At 39.2% G+C, this 18,672-nt stretch carries 18 protein-coding genes; 4 read left to right on the forward strand and 14 right to left on the reverse strand.

Going from position 1 to position 18,672, the window contains the following annotated elements; all coding sequences use genetic code 11:
- Window positions 1-3 precede the first annotated feature (3 nt).
- From rsmA to P3R27_RS10190, 4 genes are all read right to left on the reverse strand, one after another.
- Window positions 4-888 (reverse strand): 16S rRNA (adenine(1518)-N(6)/adenine(1519)-N(6))-dimethyltransferase RsmA, encoded by an 885-nt coding sequence (gene rsmA / locus P3R27_RS10175; RefSeq protein ID WP_034688884.1) that lies wholly within the window; start codon window positions 886-888, stop codon window positions 4-6.
- A complete protein-coding gene (gene rnmV / locus P3R27_RS10180) occupies window positions 881-1,450 on the reverse strand; it encodes a ribonuclease M5 (RefSeq protein WP_034688886.1) in 570 nt (189 codons plus the stop codon). The genes rsmA and rnmV overlap by 8 nt, the downstream gene beginning before the upstream one ends.
- The gene (locus P3R27_RS10185; protein WP_301356795.1) at window positions 1,443-2,219 is read right to left on the reverse strand and encodes a TatD family hydrolase; all 777 of its coding nucleotides are present in this window, start codon (window positions 2,217-2,219) and stop codon (window positions 1,443-1,445) included. The genes rnmV and P3R27_RS10185 overlap by 8 nt, the downstream gene beginning before the upstream one ends.
- Before the next feature lie 137 nt (window positions 2,220-2,356).
- Window positions 2,357-3,679: an APC family permease gene (locus tag P3R27_RS10190; RefSeq protein WP_126133946.1), complete on the reverse strand. Its 1,323-nt coding sequence runs from the start codon at window positions 3,677-3,679 to the stop codon at window positions 2,357-2,359.
- Window positions 3,680-3,847: 168 nt separating this feature from the next.
- On the opposite strand from P3R27_RS10190, the gene P3R27_RS10195 reads away from it, so the two are divergent.
- A complete protein-coding gene (locus tag P3R27_RS10195) occupies window positions 3,848-4,441 on the forward strand; it encodes a hypothetical protein (protein WP_034688892.1) in 594 nt (197 codons plus the stop codon).
- Window positions 4,442-4,508: 67 nt separating this feature from the next.
- Here the strand turns inward: P3R27_RS10195 and P3R27_RS10200 are convergent, their stop codons facing one another.
- Window positions 4,509-5,150, reverse strand: a complete 642-nt coding sequence (locus P3R27_RS10200; protein WP_235186338.1) for a Fic family protein — start codon at window positions 5,148-5,150, stop codon at window positions 4,509-4,511.
- 438 nt (window positions 5,151-5,588) lie between these two features.
- Window positions 5,589-7,598, reverse strand: coding sequence for a methionine--tRNA ligase (metG, locus tag P3R27_RS10205; RefSeq protein WP_034688895.1), 2,010 nt, complete (start codon window positions 7,596-7,598; stop codon window positions 5,589-5,591).
- Between the two features lie 277 nt (window positions 7,599-7,875).
- Here metG and P3R27_RS15165 point away from each other — a divergent pair, with 277 nt between their 5' ends.
- Complete coding sequence (locus P3R27_RS15165) at window positions 7,876-8,154, forward strand: hypothetical protein (RefSeq protein ID WP_010736143.1); 279 nt, start codon at window positions 7,876-7,878, stop codon at window positions 8,152-8,154.
- Window positions 8,155-8,245: 91 nt separating this feature from the next.
- On the forward strand, window positions 8,246-9,067 hold the full coding sequence (locus P3R27_RS10210) for an NUDIX domain-containing protein (RefSeq protein WP_126133945.1): 822 nt from the start codon (window positions 8,246-8,248) through the stop codon (window positions 9,065-9,067).
- A gap of 141 nt (window positions 9,068-9,208) precedes the next feature.
- On the opposite strand, the gene P3R27_RS10215 is transcribed toward P3R27_RS10210, so the two are convergent.
- The 5 genes from P3R27_RS10215 to opp3b are packed head-to-tail and all read right to left on the reverse strand — an operon-like array spanning window position 9,209 to window position 14,230.
- A complete protein-coding gene (locus tag P3R27_RS10215) occupies window positions 9,209-10,216 on the reverse strand; it encodes an RNA-guided endonuclease TnpB family protein (RefSeq protein ID WP_034688898.1) in 1,008 nt (335 codons plus the stop codon).
- 12 nt (window positions 10,217-10,228) lie between these two features.
- Entirely contained in the window at window positions 10,229-11,182 is a 954-nt protein-coding gene (locus P3R27_RS10220) for an ABC transporter ATP-binding protein (RefSeq protein WP_010736151.1), read from the reverse strand.
- Window positions 11,157-12,239 (reverse strand): ABC transporter ATP-binding protein, encoded by a 1,083-nt coding sequence (locus tag P3R27_RS10225; protein WP_034688901.1) that lies wholly within the window; start codon window positions 12,237-12,239, stop codon window positions 11,157-11,159. Before P3R27_RS10225 ends, P3R27_RS10220 begins: the two co-directional genes overlap by 26 nt.
- Window positions 12,240-12,244: 5 nt before the next feature.
- Window positions 12,245-13,288 (reverse strand): ABC transporter permease, encoded by a 1,044-nt coding sequence (locus P3R27_RS10230; protein ID WP_019722499.1) that lies wholly within the window; start codon window positions 13,286-13,288, stop codon window positions 12,245-12,247.
- Window positions 13,289-14,230 (reverse strand): oligopeptide ABC transporter permease, encoded by a 942-nt coding sequence (gene opp3b / locus P3R27_RS10235; RefSeq protein ID WP_023519216.1) that lies wholly within the window; start codon window positions 14,228-14,230, stop codon window positions 13,289-13,291. It lies immediately after the preceding gene.
- 80 nt (window positions 14,231-14,310) lie between these two features.
- Between opp3b and P3R27_RS10240 the strand changes: the two genes are divergently transcribed.
- Entirely contained in the window at window positions 14,311-14,655 is a 345-nt protein-coding gene (locus tag P3R27_RS10240; RefSeq protein ID WP_034688906.1) for a DUF3899 domain-containing protein, read from the forward strand.
- 92 nt (window positions 14,656-14,747) lie between these two features.
- Here the strand turns inward: P3R27_RS10240 and P3R27_RS10245 are convergent, their stop codons facing one another.
- The 3 genes from P3R27_RS10245 to rlmN form a co-directional block, all read right to left on the reverse strand.
- Window positions 14,748-16,415 (reverse strand): peptide ABC transporter substrate-binding protein, encoded by a 1,668-nt coding sequence (locus P3R27_RS10245; protein ID WP_034688907.1) that lies wholly within the window; start codon window positions 16,413-16,415, stop codon window positions 14,748-14,750.
- Between the two features lie 330 nt (window positions 16,416-16,745).
- On the reverse strand, window positions 16,746-17,288 hold the full coding sequence (locus tag P3R27_RS10250; RefSeq protein ID WP_034688908.1) for an aminoglycoside 6'-N-acetyltransferase: 543 nt from the start codon (window positions 17,286-17,288) through the stop codon (window positions 16,746-16,748).
- 85 nt (window positions 17,289-17,373) lie between these two features.
- The gene (gene rlmN / locus P3R27_RS10255; protein ID WP_034688909.1) at window positions 17,374-18,447 is read right to left on the reverse strand and encodes a dual-specificity RNA methyltransferase RlmN; all 1,074 of its coding nucleotides are present in this window, start codon (window positions 18,445-18,447) and stop codon (window positions 17,374-17,376) included.
- Between the last annotated feature and the right edge of the window lie 225 nt (window positions 18,448-18,672).

Here is an 18,672-nt window from a genome sequence, read left to right on the forward strand (position 1 = left end):
ACTTTATCTTTTTAGATGTTCCATGGCATTGCTCAAAGCAGCAAATTCTCCTAAAGAAAGTGTTTCTCCTCGTCTTTTCGGATCGATTCCTGCCTCAGTCAGACTTTCAGTTAACCATCTTTTAGTTTCTTCGTCTTTCCCATAGGCATGTTGCAAATTATTCCATAAAGTTTTTCTACGCTGTTGAAACGCTGCTTTTGTCAGACGGAAAAAGGCTTTTTCATCCGTTACGGAAACTGCTGGTGTTGCGCGTCTTGTCAATTTCAAGATTGCTGAATCCACGTTTGGTTGTGGCACAAATACTGTTTTTGGCACAATAAAAGCCAAACTTGCTTCCATATAGTATTGCACAGCGATCGATAAAGAACCATATGCTTTTGTTCCCGGTTTTGCTGAGATGCGATCAGCTACTTCTTTTTGCATCATCACGATCATTTCGTCAACCACTACGTCTGATTCAAGAAAGTGCATCATGATTGGTGTCGTGATGTAATAAGGTAGATTAGCTACCACTTTCAATGGTAACTGCTCGTTGAATTTTGTACGGACTGCCTCTGCTAAATCAGTTTTCAAAATATCTTGGTGGATGACTGTGACGTTCGGATAAGGTGAAAGGGTATCTGCCAAGACAGGAATCAATCGATCGTCGATTTCAAATGCGACTACTTGTTTGGCATGACGCGCGATTTGCTCTGTTAATGCACCAATTCCTGGCCCTACTTCGATCACATTAGTCTGCTGATCGATTTGACCAGTTTCAATGATTTTCCGAAGGATATTGGGCTCTGTCAAAAAGTTTTGTCCTAAACTCTTCTTAAAAGAGAAGCCGTGCTTCAATAAAATTTCTTTTGTTCTAGTGGGTGTTGCAATATCCCGATATTCACTCATAATGATCCTCCACTTTTTTCATTGCCTGCTTAAACTCAGTTAACGTAATTCGGAACATGTTCAATCGTTTTTCCAATTGTTTTCCGTTCGTATAACCGATGCGTAATTCATCACCTAACATCTCACGTTTTTCTTTTGCATGTGCTCCAGCAATCAATCCATATGCAACAAGTATTTGTCTAGTGATCTCCGGTGCTTGGGTCTCATCATCGATTGGCGTAACGACCTTTTTCAACGCTTCTAATATCGCTTCATCACTCGCATGTTCGACCCCTAAGCTTCCCCTTTTTTTCGGTACGGCTTGGTTCCTTGGCAAAAATGCATGTTTTGCTTGTGGTACCACTTCCATGATCGTTTTACGGATCTTCTCACCTGAGAAATCTGGGTCCGTAAAAATAATGATTCCCCTAGTTTCCTGTGCATGTTCGATCTGCATCAAGATTTCTTCATTGATCGCTGAACCAATCGTTTCTATCGTGTCGGTTTCAACCACTTCTTGTAGCCTTCTCGTGTCGTCTTTCCCTTCGACAACAATGATTTCTTGGATCTTTAACTTAGTCATGCTCTGACAATCCAAATAAATGATGGGCATTTTTCCATGTTTGTGCCGCTACTTCTTCCATTGGTAATTGACGAAGTTCAGCGATCTTTTCGACTGTGTAACGAGTATACCCTGGTTCATTTCTTTTTCCTCGATATGGCACTGGCGCTAAATAAGGAGCATCCGTTTCCACTAATAGACGATCCATTGGGACGTTTGTCGCTGCTTCTTGCACATCTAACGCCTTTTTGAATGTCACGACACCACTAAAAGAAATGTGCATCCCTAAATCAAGGAAACGTTGTGCCCATTCATAATCACCACTAAAGCTATGCATGATTCCACCAATATCACGAATGTCTTCTTCTTTTAACACCTTATAAGTATCTTCCAAGGCATCTCTCGTATGGATACTGATCGGTAAACGCATTTCTTTTGCAATGGCGATCTGTCTTCTAAAGATTTTATCTTGGACTTCTTTGGGATCTTCCATCCAATAATAATCCAGTCCGATTTCCCCTAAAGCAACCACTTTTGGTAAAGTCAGTTGTTCTTGTAGTTTGTTTTCGATTTCTTTCGTATAGCTACCAGCTTCTGTAGGATGCCAGCCGATGATGCTATAAATTTTTGGGTAATCTTGACTAAGCATCAAGGACTTTTCGATCGTTGGTGTATCAAATCCTACAACGGCCATTTTAGTCACACCTAGTTCTTCTGCACGCTGGATCGTTTCAGGAATATCATCATTGAATTGTTCCGCGTTCAAATGAGTATGAGAATCAAATATCATCTTTATCTCTCCTTTTCATTCATTACTTTAGCATATATATAGGCGTTAAAGAAGTGTCAAAGACTAAAAAACAAGATATATTATGCAAAGAAAGACAAGAAATGACTTGATTCACTTCTTGTCTTTTTCATTATCAGTTAGTTACTTTCAGTCTGTTTTTTTTTGTAATAAAACACAGGTACACCTAACAATGTGACTAATATTCCGATCAATGCCAAATTCGTTTGTGTGATCAGTGTCATCCCTAAAATAAAGATGGCTCCTAAAATCGCAATGATCGGTATCACAGGATAAAGGGGTACTTTGTATGGACGAGGCATCTCTGGGGCTTTCTTTCTTAAAATAAAAACACCAATAAAAATCAATAAGCTAAATAGCCACATGACAAAAATCAACATATCCGTCAGAAAATCAAAAGACCCTAAACTCATCATGATACATGCAATCGCTAATTGGAACAACGCAGGGACATAAGGAACAGTAAAGTTTTTTGAAAGCTTTGTCAACTGGTTGCTGAACGGTAATTCATTTTCTAATGCCATTGCATATGGAACACGAATCCCAGTCAACGTATAACCATTCAATGCGCCGTAGACAGAGATCAAAATACCGATCGTCACGATTTTCCCTCCTAGTTCACCGAAGATGACTGCTGACGCATCAGATGAAGCATTCAAGTTCCCAGCAATTTGATCAATTGGTAATGTTTTTAAAAAGACGAAGTTGATCAATAGATAAACGAATGTCACAAAACTCAAGCCTAAAATAATTGCTTTTGGTAGATCCTTTTCTGGACGTTTCATTTCTCCAGCCATGGCTCCGACACCTAACCAGCCATCGTAAGCAAAAAGCGTTGCCAACAAAGCACCACTAAGTCCTTCTGCCCATGAAACACCTTGTCCGGCTTCTACTGGAAATAATTGAACAGTACCTTGTCCTGGTGTCAGAAGCCCCCAAATAATAATCACTGCAATTGGGATCAACTTGACTACCAATGTAATAGATTGAACGTACGCACCAACTTTGGTCCCTAACAGATTCAATCCAGTGATAGAAAATGCTGTAATAATAGCAATCACTAATAAATAATCAGGAGATAGCTGTAAGAGATTGATCAGCTGTGTTGCAAAGATGATCGATAATGCCGCAATGTTGGCTGGAAAATAAATCAAACTTTGTGCCCATCCTAACAAAAAACTTGGTAACTTACCGTAAGCTGCTTCAATATACTTGACCGCTCCACCAGTTTCAGGAATGGCAGTGGCTAATTCAGCGACTGTTAGCCCCGCACAGATCGTTAAGAATCCCCCTAACAACCACGCGAGTAACGTCAAACTTGTTGATTGTGTACTTGCCACTACCGCTGCTGTTTTAAAAAAGACGCCGGCGCCGATCACAGTTCCCATTACTGTGGATAATGCACCAAACAAATTGATCTCGCGTTTTAATTTCCCCTTCATTCTCTTCCTCATTTCGTATTTCTTTTTTATTTTTTTCAGTATAACCGAGAACTTTTCATTTTACCATTCTTTTCAGAAATTTGTAGTGAAAATATCCCTCTAAAGACGGATGTATTCTTGTTTTACTTCTTATAGAATGAAGCTACTTGAAATGTAAGGAGGTAACCTATGGATTTTCAATCGATCGATCCAAAACTAGCATCTTATCTAAAAGATAAAGGTACCACTTTCTTTCCACAAAAAGAACAAAAACAATCCAAACTACACTGGTTTTTGTTGATTTTATTTGGCTGGTTAACAATTGCGACATTGACACAGCAATTGCTATTGATGGCTAGTTTTCTTCTGGTCGTCACATTGATCAAAGGACCTGGAATGGTACTTTGGGGAATCGTCTATACCTTCCTCGTCGGTTTGTTTCCGCCCATTGCTTTTTTACTATCGGTCGTCTTTTTACTATTGAACCTTCAAACAATCGTCAGGAATTGGCGAGTCACGATAGTCGGGATTTTTTTCTATGGTTATCCTTTAGCCATGAACGCAATACGTCATTTGACTGATTGGGATACAAGATGGTTCTTCGCGATCAGCTTACTCCTAGGGCTGGTGATTCTTCAATCGCTATTGACCAAGATTTATGCACGTTACGGCAATAGTCGCCTGATTGCTTGGTATATTCTATGTATTCCATTTTCGATCGTCGCAGCATTATTGCCAACGAAAGTCAAACAACGGCTAAAACTAAAAAAAGTCGGACGATGATTATCATCGCTCGACTTTTTTCAATTATCTATAAAACTATTTTATTGATGAATCAATCCTGTGAATTTCATTTTTTCAAAAACTGTTCATGCATATCTTGGCTCATACCTAAAATATCAAGTAAATAACCATTCTCGGTTCCCCAACTACTTAGACCTCTGTAATAGAATTCACGTTCGACATCTTTGATCACGACAGGCATGATATTGTGCTTCAAGCGTTCTTTGAACATGAGCAAACGTCCTATACGCCCGTTGCCATCTGCAAACGGGTAGATTCGTTCATATTTCACATGAAAATCTACAATTTCAACTAAGCTTTTTTTTTTTGAGTTTTCATAATAAGCAAGTAATTCCGTCATTTTTTCAGTTACTTCCTCGGGTGCTGAGGTTTCAAGCTCAGCATAACCAAAACCAATCATATTTTGAACAAGTTTAAATTCTCCGACAGGTGTTAGCGGATTGTTTTCATCGGTTGTTCCTCTTTTCAAAATTTGATGTAGTTCTTTGATAAAATCATTCGATAACGGTTCTTCGATATGATCGATCACGTAATCGAAACCTTTGAAATGACTTTCTATTTCTTTGATATCATCTAATTTCGTTGCCTCGCCACTTTCAGCAGGAGGGAGAATATTATTTTTAAATATTAAGGCGGTTTGCTTCTCAGAAATTCTCGATCCTTCGATTCGATTGGAGTGATACGCCATTTCTACTTGCGTCAGATGGTAAATTCCACCATGCAGATTTGCTTTTTTTCCAGTACAAATCGGGTAACTAAATTTAACTCAGCCACCTTCATCTTTCGTCTCCGTCCAATAGATAGCATAGTTGTTCTATTTCTTCTCTCTTCTCAAGCGCTAGTTAACCCAATGATCGGATCATTTGGCTTGGATTGTTTACTTACTCGCTTTTCTTTCTTATTGTAATATGTATGAATGGTTTAATACTGCAGTTCCAAAAAATTTGTCACTCAATTAAAGTTATAAAAAAGCCGAGGACCTTCGTCCTCTCGTACCCCCTAAAAAAATAAACGGTGTTCGCACAACCTCGTTAGTTTTATTTTTATAGATCCATGAAAAGTAACCCTATCAAAAAAAGAACTATTCTAAGCTTATTTGCTTAGAATAGTTCTTAACAGTCATTGATTAGCCAACTTCAGAACCGTTTGGCATACCTTTTGGTGCTTCGATCACTTGTAATGAACCATCAGCTGCTTCTGCTGAAAGGATCATTCCTTGACTGATCAGCCCGCGCATTTTGCGTGGTTTCAAGTTAGCAACGATCACTAATTTTTTGCCGATCAATTCACTTGGATCAGGATAAAATTCGGCAATACCGGATAAGATTTGACGGTCTTGGTCATCTCCTGCATCTAGACGGAATTGCAATAATTTATCTGCCCCTTCGACTTTTTGGCAATTGATGACTTCTGCTACTTTTAATTCGACTTTTTCAAATACATCGAACTTGATTTGTTTTTCTTTAGTCGAAACAAGCTCTGTTTCTTCTGGGTCCCATTTGACAGAGTCCTCATTTGTTTGAGTACCTTCTGACATTTTTGCTTGGATATACGCAATTTCTTCTTCCAGCTCTAAGCGTGGGAAAATCGGTGTACCTTTTGCAACGACTTTTGTCCCAGATGGGAATTCACCGAAGTGTAATCCTTCAAGGTTCATCATCTCGGCATCCAACCCTAATTGATTGAAGATTTTAGTTGGTGTTTCTGTCATGATCGGTTGTAAGAGGATCGCAGTGATACGTAGCGATTCAGCTAAGTGGATCATCACGCTCTCTAACTCTTTTTTCTTCTCTTCGTCTTTTGCTAAGACCCAAGGTTCTGTTTCATCGATATATTTGTTGGCACGAGAAATCAATACCCAGATTTCGGCTAATGCAGTGTTGAATTCCATTTTTTCCATTGCGTCATGATAACGACCTACCACATTCGCAGCAGTTGTTGATAACTCACTGTCAAACGGTGTCACTAATGACGCATAGTCAGGAACCATGCCATCACAATATTTATTGATCATTGCAATCGTTCGATTCAAAAGATTCCCTAAGTCATTCGCCAAATCGTAGTTCACACGTGACACAAAGTCTTCTGGTGTAAATACACCATCTGAACCAAATGGTACTGCACGCAATAAGTAATAACGCAAAGCATCTAAGCCATAGCGTTCAACAAGCATTTCTGGATAAACGACATTGCCTTTCGATTTAGACATCTTACCATCTTTCATCAACAACCAGCCATGTCCAAAGACTTTCTTCGGCAATGGGATATCTAATGCCATCAACATGATCGGCCAATAGATCGTATGGAACCGAACGATTTCTTTTCCAACCATATGGACATCTGCGGGCCAATACTTCTGGAATAATTGATCGTCTTCTGAACCGTAGCCCAGTGCGGTGATATAGTTCGACAACGCATCGATCCAGACATACACTACATGTTTTGGATCATTTTTGACATTGATTCCCCAGCTGAATGTCGTCCGTGAAACTGCTAGATCTTCTAAACCTGGTTTGATGAAGTTATTGATCATCTCATTTTTACGTGATTCAGGTTGGATAAACTCTGGGTGTTCTTCGTAGTACTCTAACAAGCGATCTGCATACTTACTCATACGGAAGAAATAAGACTCTTCCTTAACTAGCTCAACTTCATGACCACTTGGCGCTTTCCCGCCGATCACTTTGCCGTCTTCATCTTTGTATACTTCTGCAAGTTGAGTTTCTGTAAAGAATTCCTCATCTGAGACAGAATACCAACCTTCATATTCACCTAAGTAAATATCACCTTGTTCAAGCAAACGATCAAAGATTTTTTGAACTGCTGCTTTATGATAATCATCAGTTGTGCGAATGAATTTATCGTAGCTGATATCTAATGTTTTCCACAGTTTTTTGACATCTGCAGCCATTTTGTCTACATATTCCTGTGGCTCTACGCCTAATTCTTCTGCTTTTTTCTCAATTTTCTGTCCGTGTTCATCTACCCCAGTTAGATAAAACACATCAAAGCCCATCAAACGTTTATAACGTGCAACAGCATCACATGCAATCGTTGTATAAGAATTGCCAATGTGCAGTTTGCCACTTGGATAATAGATGGGCGTAGTGATATAAAAAGTTTCCTTTTCTGCCATGGGGTACTTCCTCCTTTATCGCATGGTGCGAATTCGTTTCCTTGCTAGTATACCATAAAATGAATACGCTGTTAGCTTTTTTTGATAACTCCCGAAATGTAAAGATGTCCTTTCCCTTCATGAAAACATTTATAAAGAACTCACGTTATCGTGATGATCCACTTCCTTCTCTCCCCACCCTCTTACTCCTTTTTTTTCAGGATCGTCTACTCTCACATTTTTACTTTACAAACATGCTATAATAAGCAATATCATATAAGAAAAGGTTTTGAGACTAATGACAAAAAAACACAAACGAATGATTATCAGCATTGCTTTACTTTCCCTCATCCATCTATTATTTAGTTTTTACTATTTACACCTGTATGGTTATTTCAATCTACATGGGCAATTAAATACTTTTCTTTTGCTCACTTTGATCCTTCGAGTGATCCTAGCAGGATATATCGTCCTCTGTGGATTTTTCGCCATTCGAGAAGAAAAACAGAAACTTCTCCCTTTTTATTTGCTTTTCTTCCTATTTAATCTACTCTTACCATTTCTTTTTCAACTCTGAGTTGGATTTATTTGTCTAGAAATATTTGGTTTTCAGGGAGATTCTGCTACAATAAAGTAAAAAGTACCTTAACATAACAGGAGGTGAGAAAGTGGAACATTTTCATTCAAAAGAAGAAGAAAAAACATATTATGAACAAGAGGCCTCTGAAACTGATTTCTTATCTTGGTACCAAGACCAAGAACGTCCTGAATATGAAAAACCTTCATTGACAGTCGATATCGTTTTACTCTGCTACAACAAAGAAGAAGATCAATTAAAAGTTTTACTTATCCAACGTAAAAGTCATCCTTACCGAAATTCTTGGGCACTTCCCGGCGGATTCGTCCAAAAAAATGAATCGACTGGTGCCAGCGTCTTGCGAGAAACAAAAGAAGAAACAGGCGTCATCATATCCGAAGAAAATATTGAACAGCTGCATACCTTCAGTACACCGAATCGTGATCCTCGTGGCTGGGTCGTGACAGTCAGCTATCTCGCCTTTATCGGTGAAGAACCTTTGATCGCTGGAGACGATGCCAAAGAAGTGCAGTGGTTTTCACTTGAACGTAATGCAAACAAACTGAATCTATCAAGTGGGGATGTAGCAATCACTCTAGACTTGACGACGAGCGAGTCTTCTGGCAAAGTCACATTAGCCTTTGACCATAGCGAGATCATTGTCAAAGCCTTCAACCGTGTCGTCAACAAAATGGAACATGAACCCCAAGTGCTTCAAGTGCTAGGAAAAGACTTCACGATCACAGAAGCACGCAAAGTATTCGCTAAATTCTTAGGGATCGATTTTAAAATGATCGATCATTCCAATTTCAAAAAAGCCATGTTACAATACTTCGATGAAATCGGTGAACGTCCTGTCGGTATCGGACGTCCCTCAAAGATCTATCAATTAAAACCTGGACATACAGAATAAAAAGAGGAGAAGGGCATGAATGCTCTTCTCCTCTTTTTTGGTTTGTCATAATTAGTGAGCTTCTCTGAAAGAAATTCCTAGAAACAAAAACAATAGATGTTTTTTATTAGCAAGGCGAACCCTGGCGCCCCTACCAGTTTTTTATTCAAACAGGACTTGCTTCCCGATTTCAATTAATTCCAGACTCTTTTTATTTGTGGAAGGATTTGTTTGTTCTTTCATATCGATCAATACTAACTTTTTGCTATACCATTGCGATTTATATTGGAGCTTTGCTAATAGCTTATGCCAGTCTTGGATAGAAAAATCGCCTTCCGGACAATCTGCTGAAATCGATTCGACAAACAAATAATCATAATGACGAATCACTGTTCCTGAAATTTGTTCTAAATAGTCTTCTCGTTGAAATTTTTGTTTTAAATAAAGGTCTTTGATTTTCCTTTTTTGCTTTTGATAATTTTTTACTCTTTCAACGTGTGTGCGTCGATGCTGTGCTGATCGTCCTTTGATCACAAGCTTTCTCTTTGCCCGCAGGAGTTGTTGATCAACTTGTTTGAATTTTGGAATCGTGATGTCAAGTGGTGTGGACATCTCCACTAGACGATCTGGATCATAGGCTATCCCGATCCATTTATTTGACGCTTTCATCGTCTTTGGGGGAACTTCACAGAGCAAGGAGACATAAAAGATCTCGTTGTATCGAGATGAGATCGTTGCTGAACGAATCGTTCCTTCAATCGGACGATGGGCATGGATGCGAATTTTCTCTTTTAGCTTTGGCAATTTAAGGTATGTTTCTTCTAAATAGATTGTTCCTTTTTGATTATTCGTCGTATACGACTGCCAAATACTTTTTTTATTTTTTAGTTTGGGAAAGCTTGCGCGTCCTTTAAAATAATTACGAAATGCACGATCCAAGTTTAATTGGGCATTCGCTAAGGCTAAACTATCGACTTCCTTTAAAAACGGATATTGCTTTTTTAAAGAAGCTGGTGTCAGCGTATAATCGATCTCTTGTGTTTCTAAATAATACGCCTGTCTGGCTTTTAATAAATGATTGTAAGTGAAACGCACACAACCAAATGTTTGGATCAACCACTGTTTTTGTGAATCAGTGGGATAGATTCGAAATTTAAAGGCTTTTAGCATCGGCTTCTCCCCCTAGTTTGCGACTAGCAAGGCTTCTTTCTGCCGTTTTAATTTTTTCGCATAATAAGCAACTTCTTGTTCTGTTGCGTATACAAAATGTTCAGGAGCAATTTCGCGTAACGTGCGGATTTGTCCATCGTCTGGTTCAGGTTGATACTTGATCCGGCGACGTTGACGTTCATGATCAGGGTCAGGCAATGGAATCGCTGATAGTAAGCTTTCCGTATATGGATGCACTCCATGATTATAGATTTCTTCACTGGTTCCCATCTCAAGCAACAAGCCATTGTGCATCACACCAATACGGTCACTGATATGTTTTACCATGGATAAATCGTGCGCGATAAACAAGTAAGTCAATCCTTGCTCTTTTTGTAAATCTTGTAAAAGATTGACCACTTGGGCTTGGATCGATACGTCTAAAGCAGAGATTGGTTCATCACAAATGATAAACTTCGGATTGACTGCTAATGCTCGTGCAATCCCGATCCGTTGGCGTTGTCCCCCTGAAAATTCATGAGGATAGCGTGTGCCATGGCTAGGATTTAAGCCAACTGTTTTTAGTAACTCGTTGACTTTTTCTGCACGCTCTTCGGGTGATTTAGCTAGGCCATTGACATCGATTCCTTCTGCAATGATATCTCGTACTTTCATTCTTGGATTTAATGAAGCATATGGATCTTGGAAAATCATTTGGACTTCATGACGAAACTTTGTCATGGCTTGTTTGCCTTTTAATTTCGTCACATCTTGCCCATCAAATAAAATCTCGCCACCCGTTGGTTCATTCAAACGGATGATCGTTCGACCTGTGGTTGACTTTCCACTACCAGATTCGCCAACTAAGCCGAATGTTTCCCCTTCATAGATGTGAAAACTGATATCATTCACCGCATGGACTTCATTTTTCTTTCCTACATTAAAATACTGTTTTAAGCCTTTAACCTCGAGCAGTTTTTTGTTCATTGTTCAATCCCCCTTGGCCATGTGCTTTTTGTTTTTCTTGAAAAATCGCCCAGCGCCGTTGAATCTCTTCTGGCGGTGTCACTTTTGGAGCTTGTGGGGCTAATAGCCAAGTAGCTGCTTGGTGTGTTGGTGATAGTTCGAAAAACGGTGGTGCTTGTTCCGCATCGATTTTCAATGCAAATTCATTTCGTGGATAGAAGGCATCTCCTTTTGGCGGATTCAATAAATCTGGTGGAGAACCTGGAATTGCATATAAGCGTTCATTGCCACTTTCCAATGTAGGCATCGAGCCAAGTAAGCCCCATGTATACGGATGCTGTGGATTGTAAAAAATCTCTTCAGATGTACCCACTTCAATGATTTTCCCACCGTACATCACTGCTACTCGATCAGCGACATTCGCTACGACACCAAGATCATGGGTGATAAAAATGATCGACGTGTCAATTTTTGATTGGATTTTTTTCAACAACTCTAAAATCTGTGCTTGGATCGTCACATCTAAGGCTGTCGTTGGTTCATCTGCAATCAAGATTTCTGGGTAACATATCAACGCGATCGCGATCACGATCCGTTGCCGTTGTCCCCCTGAAAATTGATGAGGATAACTATGGATGCGTTTCTCAGCCTCCGGGATCCCTACAAGATTCAATAATTCTAAAGCGGCTTTTTGCCCCTCTTTTTTCGATACTTTATTATGCTTACGTAAAGATTCTGCTACTTGTTTACCAATCGTCATCGTTGGATCTAATGAAGTCATCGGATCTTGGAAGATCATCGCAATTTCTTTCCCACGAATCTTTTGCATTTCTTTTTCTGTTTTACCAACAAGGTTTTGTCCTTTGAATAAAATCTCACCAGAATCGATTGATGCGTTACTTGATAATAATCGCATGATACTTCTAGTCGTTACGGATTTCCCACTACCGGATTCGCCAACGATGGCCAATGTTTCACCTTTGTTCAAATGAAAATCGACGCCTCGAATTGCTTGGACTTTTCCAGCATAGGTATCAAAGGAGATTTGTAAGTTCTTTACTTCAAGAATTTTCGTCATCGTACTCACTCTTTCATTTTAGGGTCAAAGGCATCACGTAAGCCATCTGCTAATAAGTTGAAACCAATCATGATCACCGATAAAGTTGCTGCCGGTATCCATAATAGGTACGGCAAGTATAAGAATGTTTTGTAGCCATCACTCAACATCGTTCCCAATGAAGCAGAAGGTGGTGTCAAGCCTAGGCCGATGAAACTTAAGAAAGCTTCGAAGAAAATCGCTGATGGGATACTGAACATCATTTGGATGATGATCACACTCGAAATGTTTGGCAAGATATGCTTGAAGGCGATTTTCCATTTGGATTCACCTAATGTCATTCCTGCTAACACGTACTCTTGGTCTTTTAATTTCAATGTTTGTGCCCTAACGATCCGAGCCATCGGAATCCAGTTCGTGATCGCCATCGCTGCCACGATCGAGAAGATCCCTGGTTCAAAAACGACTAACATCAAGATCATTACGACTAAGTTAGGAATTCCAGATAAGACCTCTAAGAAACGTTGCATTGCATTATCCACACGACCACCTAACAAACCAGAGATCAAACCATAGGCAACACCGATCGTTACATCTAGTAATGCAGCGATGAAGGCAATCAATAGAGAGATTCGCGTTCCCATGAACAAACGGCTTAACACATCACGACCTAGACCATCTGTTCCTAAAAAGTAGTTCACATCTGCGGGAACATTGGCTTGCGCATATTTATCGACTAACTCACCCGCAACCATTGCTTTTCCGTTTAGTCCGTCGATATTGATACCAGGAATACGTGGTGGTAAGTTGATGTAATCGACATTTTGAGCGGTTGGATCATGGGGTGAAACGAAAATCGTGATGATCGAGATAAAGATGATCACGATCAGTAGTCCCATGGAAATAACAGCCGCTTTGTTTTTCTTCAATCGACGCCAAGAATCCTGAATAAAATTCAGTGAAGGAGCTTCGATTTTTTCACGTTCTTCTTCTGTATTTTTTTGTAACGGTAAAAATTCATCTGCAGGAATTTCTGCAATTGTTTCGTAGCGTTTAGGTATCAGTTCCATCTAGCTTCGACTCCCTTCAGAAACTCGGATTCTCGGATCAACTAGTCCGTACAATAGATCCACGACTAAAATAACTAAGATCAACATAAATGAATACAAGATCGTGACAGCCATGATCGTTGGATAGTCATTTGTTGTGATCGACTTAACGAATTGCTCACCGATACCCGGAATAGCAAAGATATTTTCGACAACTAATGAACCAGTCATCAACGCGACTGCTAATGGGCCTAATAAGGTCATCAACGGGATCAAACTATTACGTAGACCATGTTTGAATGCAATTTCCCAACGACTCAAGCCTTTTGCTCGAGCCAATTCGACATAATCACTATGCAAGACTTCGACCATTTCTGTTCGTATGAATCTAGCAGAGTCTGCTAATGGCGACATGGCTAGTGCAATCGTTGGTAAAATCGTATACATGAACCCATCCCATTTTGCGATCGGCAATACACGAAATTGGATGGCAAAAATGTATTGTAACAATACAGCAAAAACAAAGTTAGGGATAGAACGGCCTAAGATCGCGACTAATGTAGAAGACGTATCGACCCATGTATTTTGTTTCATTGCTGAGATTGTTCCTAGGATCGTTCCAAAGAAAGTTCCGAAAATGATTGCTTGTAGACCAAGCTGTAATGAAGGTCCTACTCGTCCTGCTAATAAGTTAGCAACTGGTTGGTTTTTGAATTGGAAAGAGATACCAAAATCTCCTTGGAGCAAATTAGAAAGATAGATCCCATATTGAACGATGACTGGTTTATCCAAACCAACTTGCTTGTTCAACATTTCAATTGTTTCAGGACTTAAACGTTCCTGGTTTGTGTAAGGTGTACCAGGTAATAATTGCATCAAAAAGAATGTGATGGTTGCAATCAACCAAAGTGTGATGACCATAAAGAAGACGCGTTTTAATACATATTTTATATAACTATTCACGAATGTTTCCCCCTAGCTTTTGACTTCTGATCAATGTTTCGCTACATTATTTAATGAATCAATGATAAAGGAGCAAAAAAATGAAAAAAAAATATCGTCCTTATTTGTTTGCCGGTTTAGTGATCGTCCTCGTGTTACTTAAAAATGCTTTGACTGATCAGTTGACCCTTCTTCAATTATCCAATGATTTATTTTTATGTGCGTTGCCGTTTTTGATTATCGGCGGATTTTTATGGGTGTTCTCCTCAGGTTTCTTTGATCACTTTCAACGTTCGTTTCACTTAGCAAGAACGAGAAACCGGAAGGAAAAAACAGAATTTACTTCCCTATCTTCGGTCAGCTACGGTATGTATACCTTTTGGCTGATCATCGCTGGAATTTTGCTTGTGTTTTCGATTGTCTTTGCGCTCATTTCACTTGTCTAAATGAACGGCCAAAAGAATAACTAGGATCAGAAAATTGAGAGGTCTGGGATTTATCAAACATCCCAGACGCTCTTTTTTCTTTTTAGGACAGATTATTCTTCAATATATGTCCATTTGTAATCCCATGATGCGCCAGCAGCATGATGAACGATACCTTTGACTTTTGGATTAACTAAATGACCTTCAGCTTTTTGGTAAATTGGAGCGACACCCATATCTTCAGCGATGATTTTATTCGCTTCTTGTAAGTCAGCCCAACGCGCTTGTTCGTCACCAGCATCTTTAGAAGCAGATGCTTCAACAGCTTTGTCATAGTCTGCATTTGACCATTGACCACGGTTGTAAGAGTTACCTGTTACAAACAAGTCAGTGAAACTACTTGGATCAGCATAGTCTGCGCCCCAGCCACCTAATACTGTGTCAAAATCACCAGAAGATGAACGATCCAAACGAACAGAGAATGGTACTGGTGTAGGTTTTACTTTCACACCGTCAAGGTTTTCTTGGATAGAGTTTTGGATATATTCGATCACTTTTTTCGTTGAGTCGTCATCTGATGCCATCAATTCAAATTCTAATGAGTCGATTCCTAATTCACTCTTCGCTTTTTCCCAATATTCTTTTGCTTTGTCTTGATCATATGATACTAATTCGCCGGCTTCTGCTGCGAAATCTTCATTTGTTTCAGGGTTCTTAGTCATGTCTGCAGGAATCAAGCCTGTTGAAACCACTGAACCATCACCCATAACTTGTTTCACTAATGCTTCACGGTTGATTGAATAAGAAATGGCTTTTCTTAAGTTCACATTTTTGAATGGTGAATCATCTTCTCTTTGATTGAACTCGATATAACTTGTACGTGCTTCTTTAACTGACGTATAAGCTGGATCATTCGCATTTTGTTGTGCTAACTCACCTGATAAGATAACATCATCTGCTTGTCCATCTTTGAACAGATTCAATGCAGTAGAAGATTCTTTTACGACACTGACTTTGATTTCTGATAATTTAACTGCATCTTTATCCCAGTACTCTTCGTTTTTCTTGTACGTCCATTCTGTATCAGTACCTGGTCCATCAAAATCAGCTAAAGTAAATGGTCCGTTGTATACTGCGTTGTCACTTGATGATGCGTACGCATCTCCATGTTCTTCAACCACCGCTTGACTTTGTGGGAAGAATGAAGGGAAAGCAAGTAAGTATTGGAAGTATGGTGTTTGTTTGGCTAATTTGATTTCCAATTCATAATCACCAACTGCTTTGATGCCTAATTCTGATTTGTCTTTGTCGCCTGCTGTGATTGCTTCAGCATTTTCAACTGGTGCAAAAAGATACGCATATTCTGATGCCGTCGCTGGATCTACCGTACGTTGCCAACCGTATACATAATCAGCTGCTGTGACAGGCTCCCCATTTGACCATTTTGCGTCTTCACGCAATTTGACTTTATAAGTCAATCCATCTTCACTCACTTCAGCCAATTCACTGGCACCGGCTGGTTGAGGTTTACTATCTTCATCCAAACGATAGATTCCTTCATACACATTATTTAGTGCAGTAAAACTGATTGTATCTGTTGCAACCGATAAGTCGGCTGATGGCATTTCTTGAGGTACTACTAAGTTGAAGACGCCTCCTCCATCTGCTGATCCACTGCTTGAAGAACCACTACCACTTGTATCTGCGCTGCTGCCACCATAACAACCAGCAAGCACAAGCCCACATAAGGCCACAACTCCAAAAGTTAAATTCTTTTTCATCTTCCGTACCCCTCTATCGAAATTTTCAGAATAATTAGTATTTTCTGAGTTGTTTATGAGTTTAATGAATAATTATTAAATTTGCAACAGTTTTTTTTGCTTTTTCTAAAAAATAATGTCTTTTCCATGAACGTTTTATTATTTTTTTCTAAAAAAACTAGATAAATCAAGGTTTTTTAACTAGTGCTCTTTCGAATAAAATAATCATAAAAAAATGGTCTTCATTAGAACATTCGATATGAATGTTCGGTTTTTGCCTAAAAAAAGAGCCTCCGCATACGGGGAGGCTCGCTTGTTTTATTCGATTAAACAAAAATTTTAGTGTTTCGTTCATTGATTCATTTCTCCAAGCCGTTTTGCCAGAATGATATCTGGTTGATTGATCCCATTTGCATCAGGAATCACTCCAACGACTTGATAACCCATTTTTTCATAAAATGTATAAGGATGCTTGTTGATGGTTTCGATTGATTTCAGTTTATCTAATGGATGATCAAAAAGATCTGTATGACTAAGACTTGTGTCTCCATCCATATCATCTGTTCCTAAGTAAACCGTCACACCACCTTTAGAGGTGATTTCTTTCTCCAAATAGTCAACTAAGCGGCTACCGACATACTGCTTTCGATAAGAAGTTTCTACTACTAGAGGGTGAATTTCCCAACCAGTCATTCCATATTGCGGAATCGCACCGATAAAACCAACCAAACGATCTTGTTCAACCGCTGAGACGGCGATTCGATCCGTCGCTAGTAGTTGCTCGACTTCTTTCATTGGTTGTTCGCCGTAATCCTTCGGCCAAGTCAATCGCAAAAGGTCAGCTAGCTGATCCTTCAAACCAATATTTCTACGATCAAATTCACTGATGATCATCCTATTCCCCTCCATTCCAATTTCAGCCTATTCTATCAGCCAAACGGGGAAAAGAGAAGGAAAGAAAACTTAACTTTAAGAATATTTATTTTGCTACAGTTTTTTCTTTTTTCATTTGTTTGCTACGCAATTGCCCACAAGCTGCATCAATATCTGTCCCATGTTCTTTGCGAATCACACAATTGATGCCGTTCTTTTTCAAGACATCATAAAATTTCAATACATCCGCTTTTGGACTTCTTGAATATTGATCATGTTCACTTACTGGGTTGTAAGGAATCAAATTGACATAAGTTAATTTTTTCTTGTCTTTCAACAGATCAGCAAGTTGTTGCGCATGTTCTGGACGATCATTTACTTGATTCAGCATAATGTACTCAAACGTGATCCGGCGGTTGGTTTTCTCCAAGTACTCATCCACTGCTTCCATCAATTTTTCGATTGGAAAACGGCGATTAATGCGCATCATGGACGTACGTACTTCATTATTTGGTGCATGTAATGAAATTGCTAAGTTGACTTGTAATCCATTTTCAGCAAACTCTTTGATTTTGTTTGCCAACCCACTAGTTGACACTGTGATGTGACGAGCACCGATTGCTAAACCTTTGGCATCATTGATGATATGCAAGAAATCCATGACATTGTCGTAATTGTCGAACGGTTCACCGATCCCCATCACCACGACATGGGAGACTCGTTCCCCCAGTTGACGTTCATCAAAGTAATGTTGGACCATCATGATCTGAGCCACGATCTCCCCCGCAGTCAAGTCTCGGTTTTTCGTTAATAAACCACTGGCACAAAAAGTACAGCCAATATTACATCCGACTTGTGTAGTTACACACACAGACAAGCCATATTCTTGTCTCATCAACACCGTTTCGATCATATTTTTATCTGGCAACTCAAACAAGTACTTGACTGTCCCATCACTTGCCTCTTGCACAATCACTTGTTTCAATGGATTGATCTCAAAATTTTCTGATAGTTTTTCAATCAAGCTTTTTGAAAGATTCGTCATTTCTTTAAAGCTTGTGACACGCTTTTGATAGAGCCATTCCCATACTTGTGAGGCACGGAATTTCTTTTCACCATGTTCTAAAAACCAAGCAGTCAATTCTTTATTTGTTAAGCTATAAATGGATTGTTTTTCCACGATTATTCCCTCTTTTTTTCAAAGTATCGCTACATACTATAACTGATTCCCTTTATTAATGCAATAGTTCACAAAAGAAACTAAATAATCGTTAAAAACTTATACTAAATCTTATTTAGGCTATGCATGAGTATCATGCAACTCATCGTATTCTTCTACTGATTTTTCTGGATCCAAAATCATCCATTCAATAAAGATAAACCCTAAAATCGACAAGGTTGCTGG

The sequence above is a fragment of the Enterococcus spodopteracolus genome, assembly GCF_030441955.1.
In the GTDB taxonomy this organism is placed as follows: Bacteria; Bacillota; Bacilli; order Lactobacillales; family Enterococcaceae; genus Enterococcus_B; species Enterococcus_B spodopteracolus.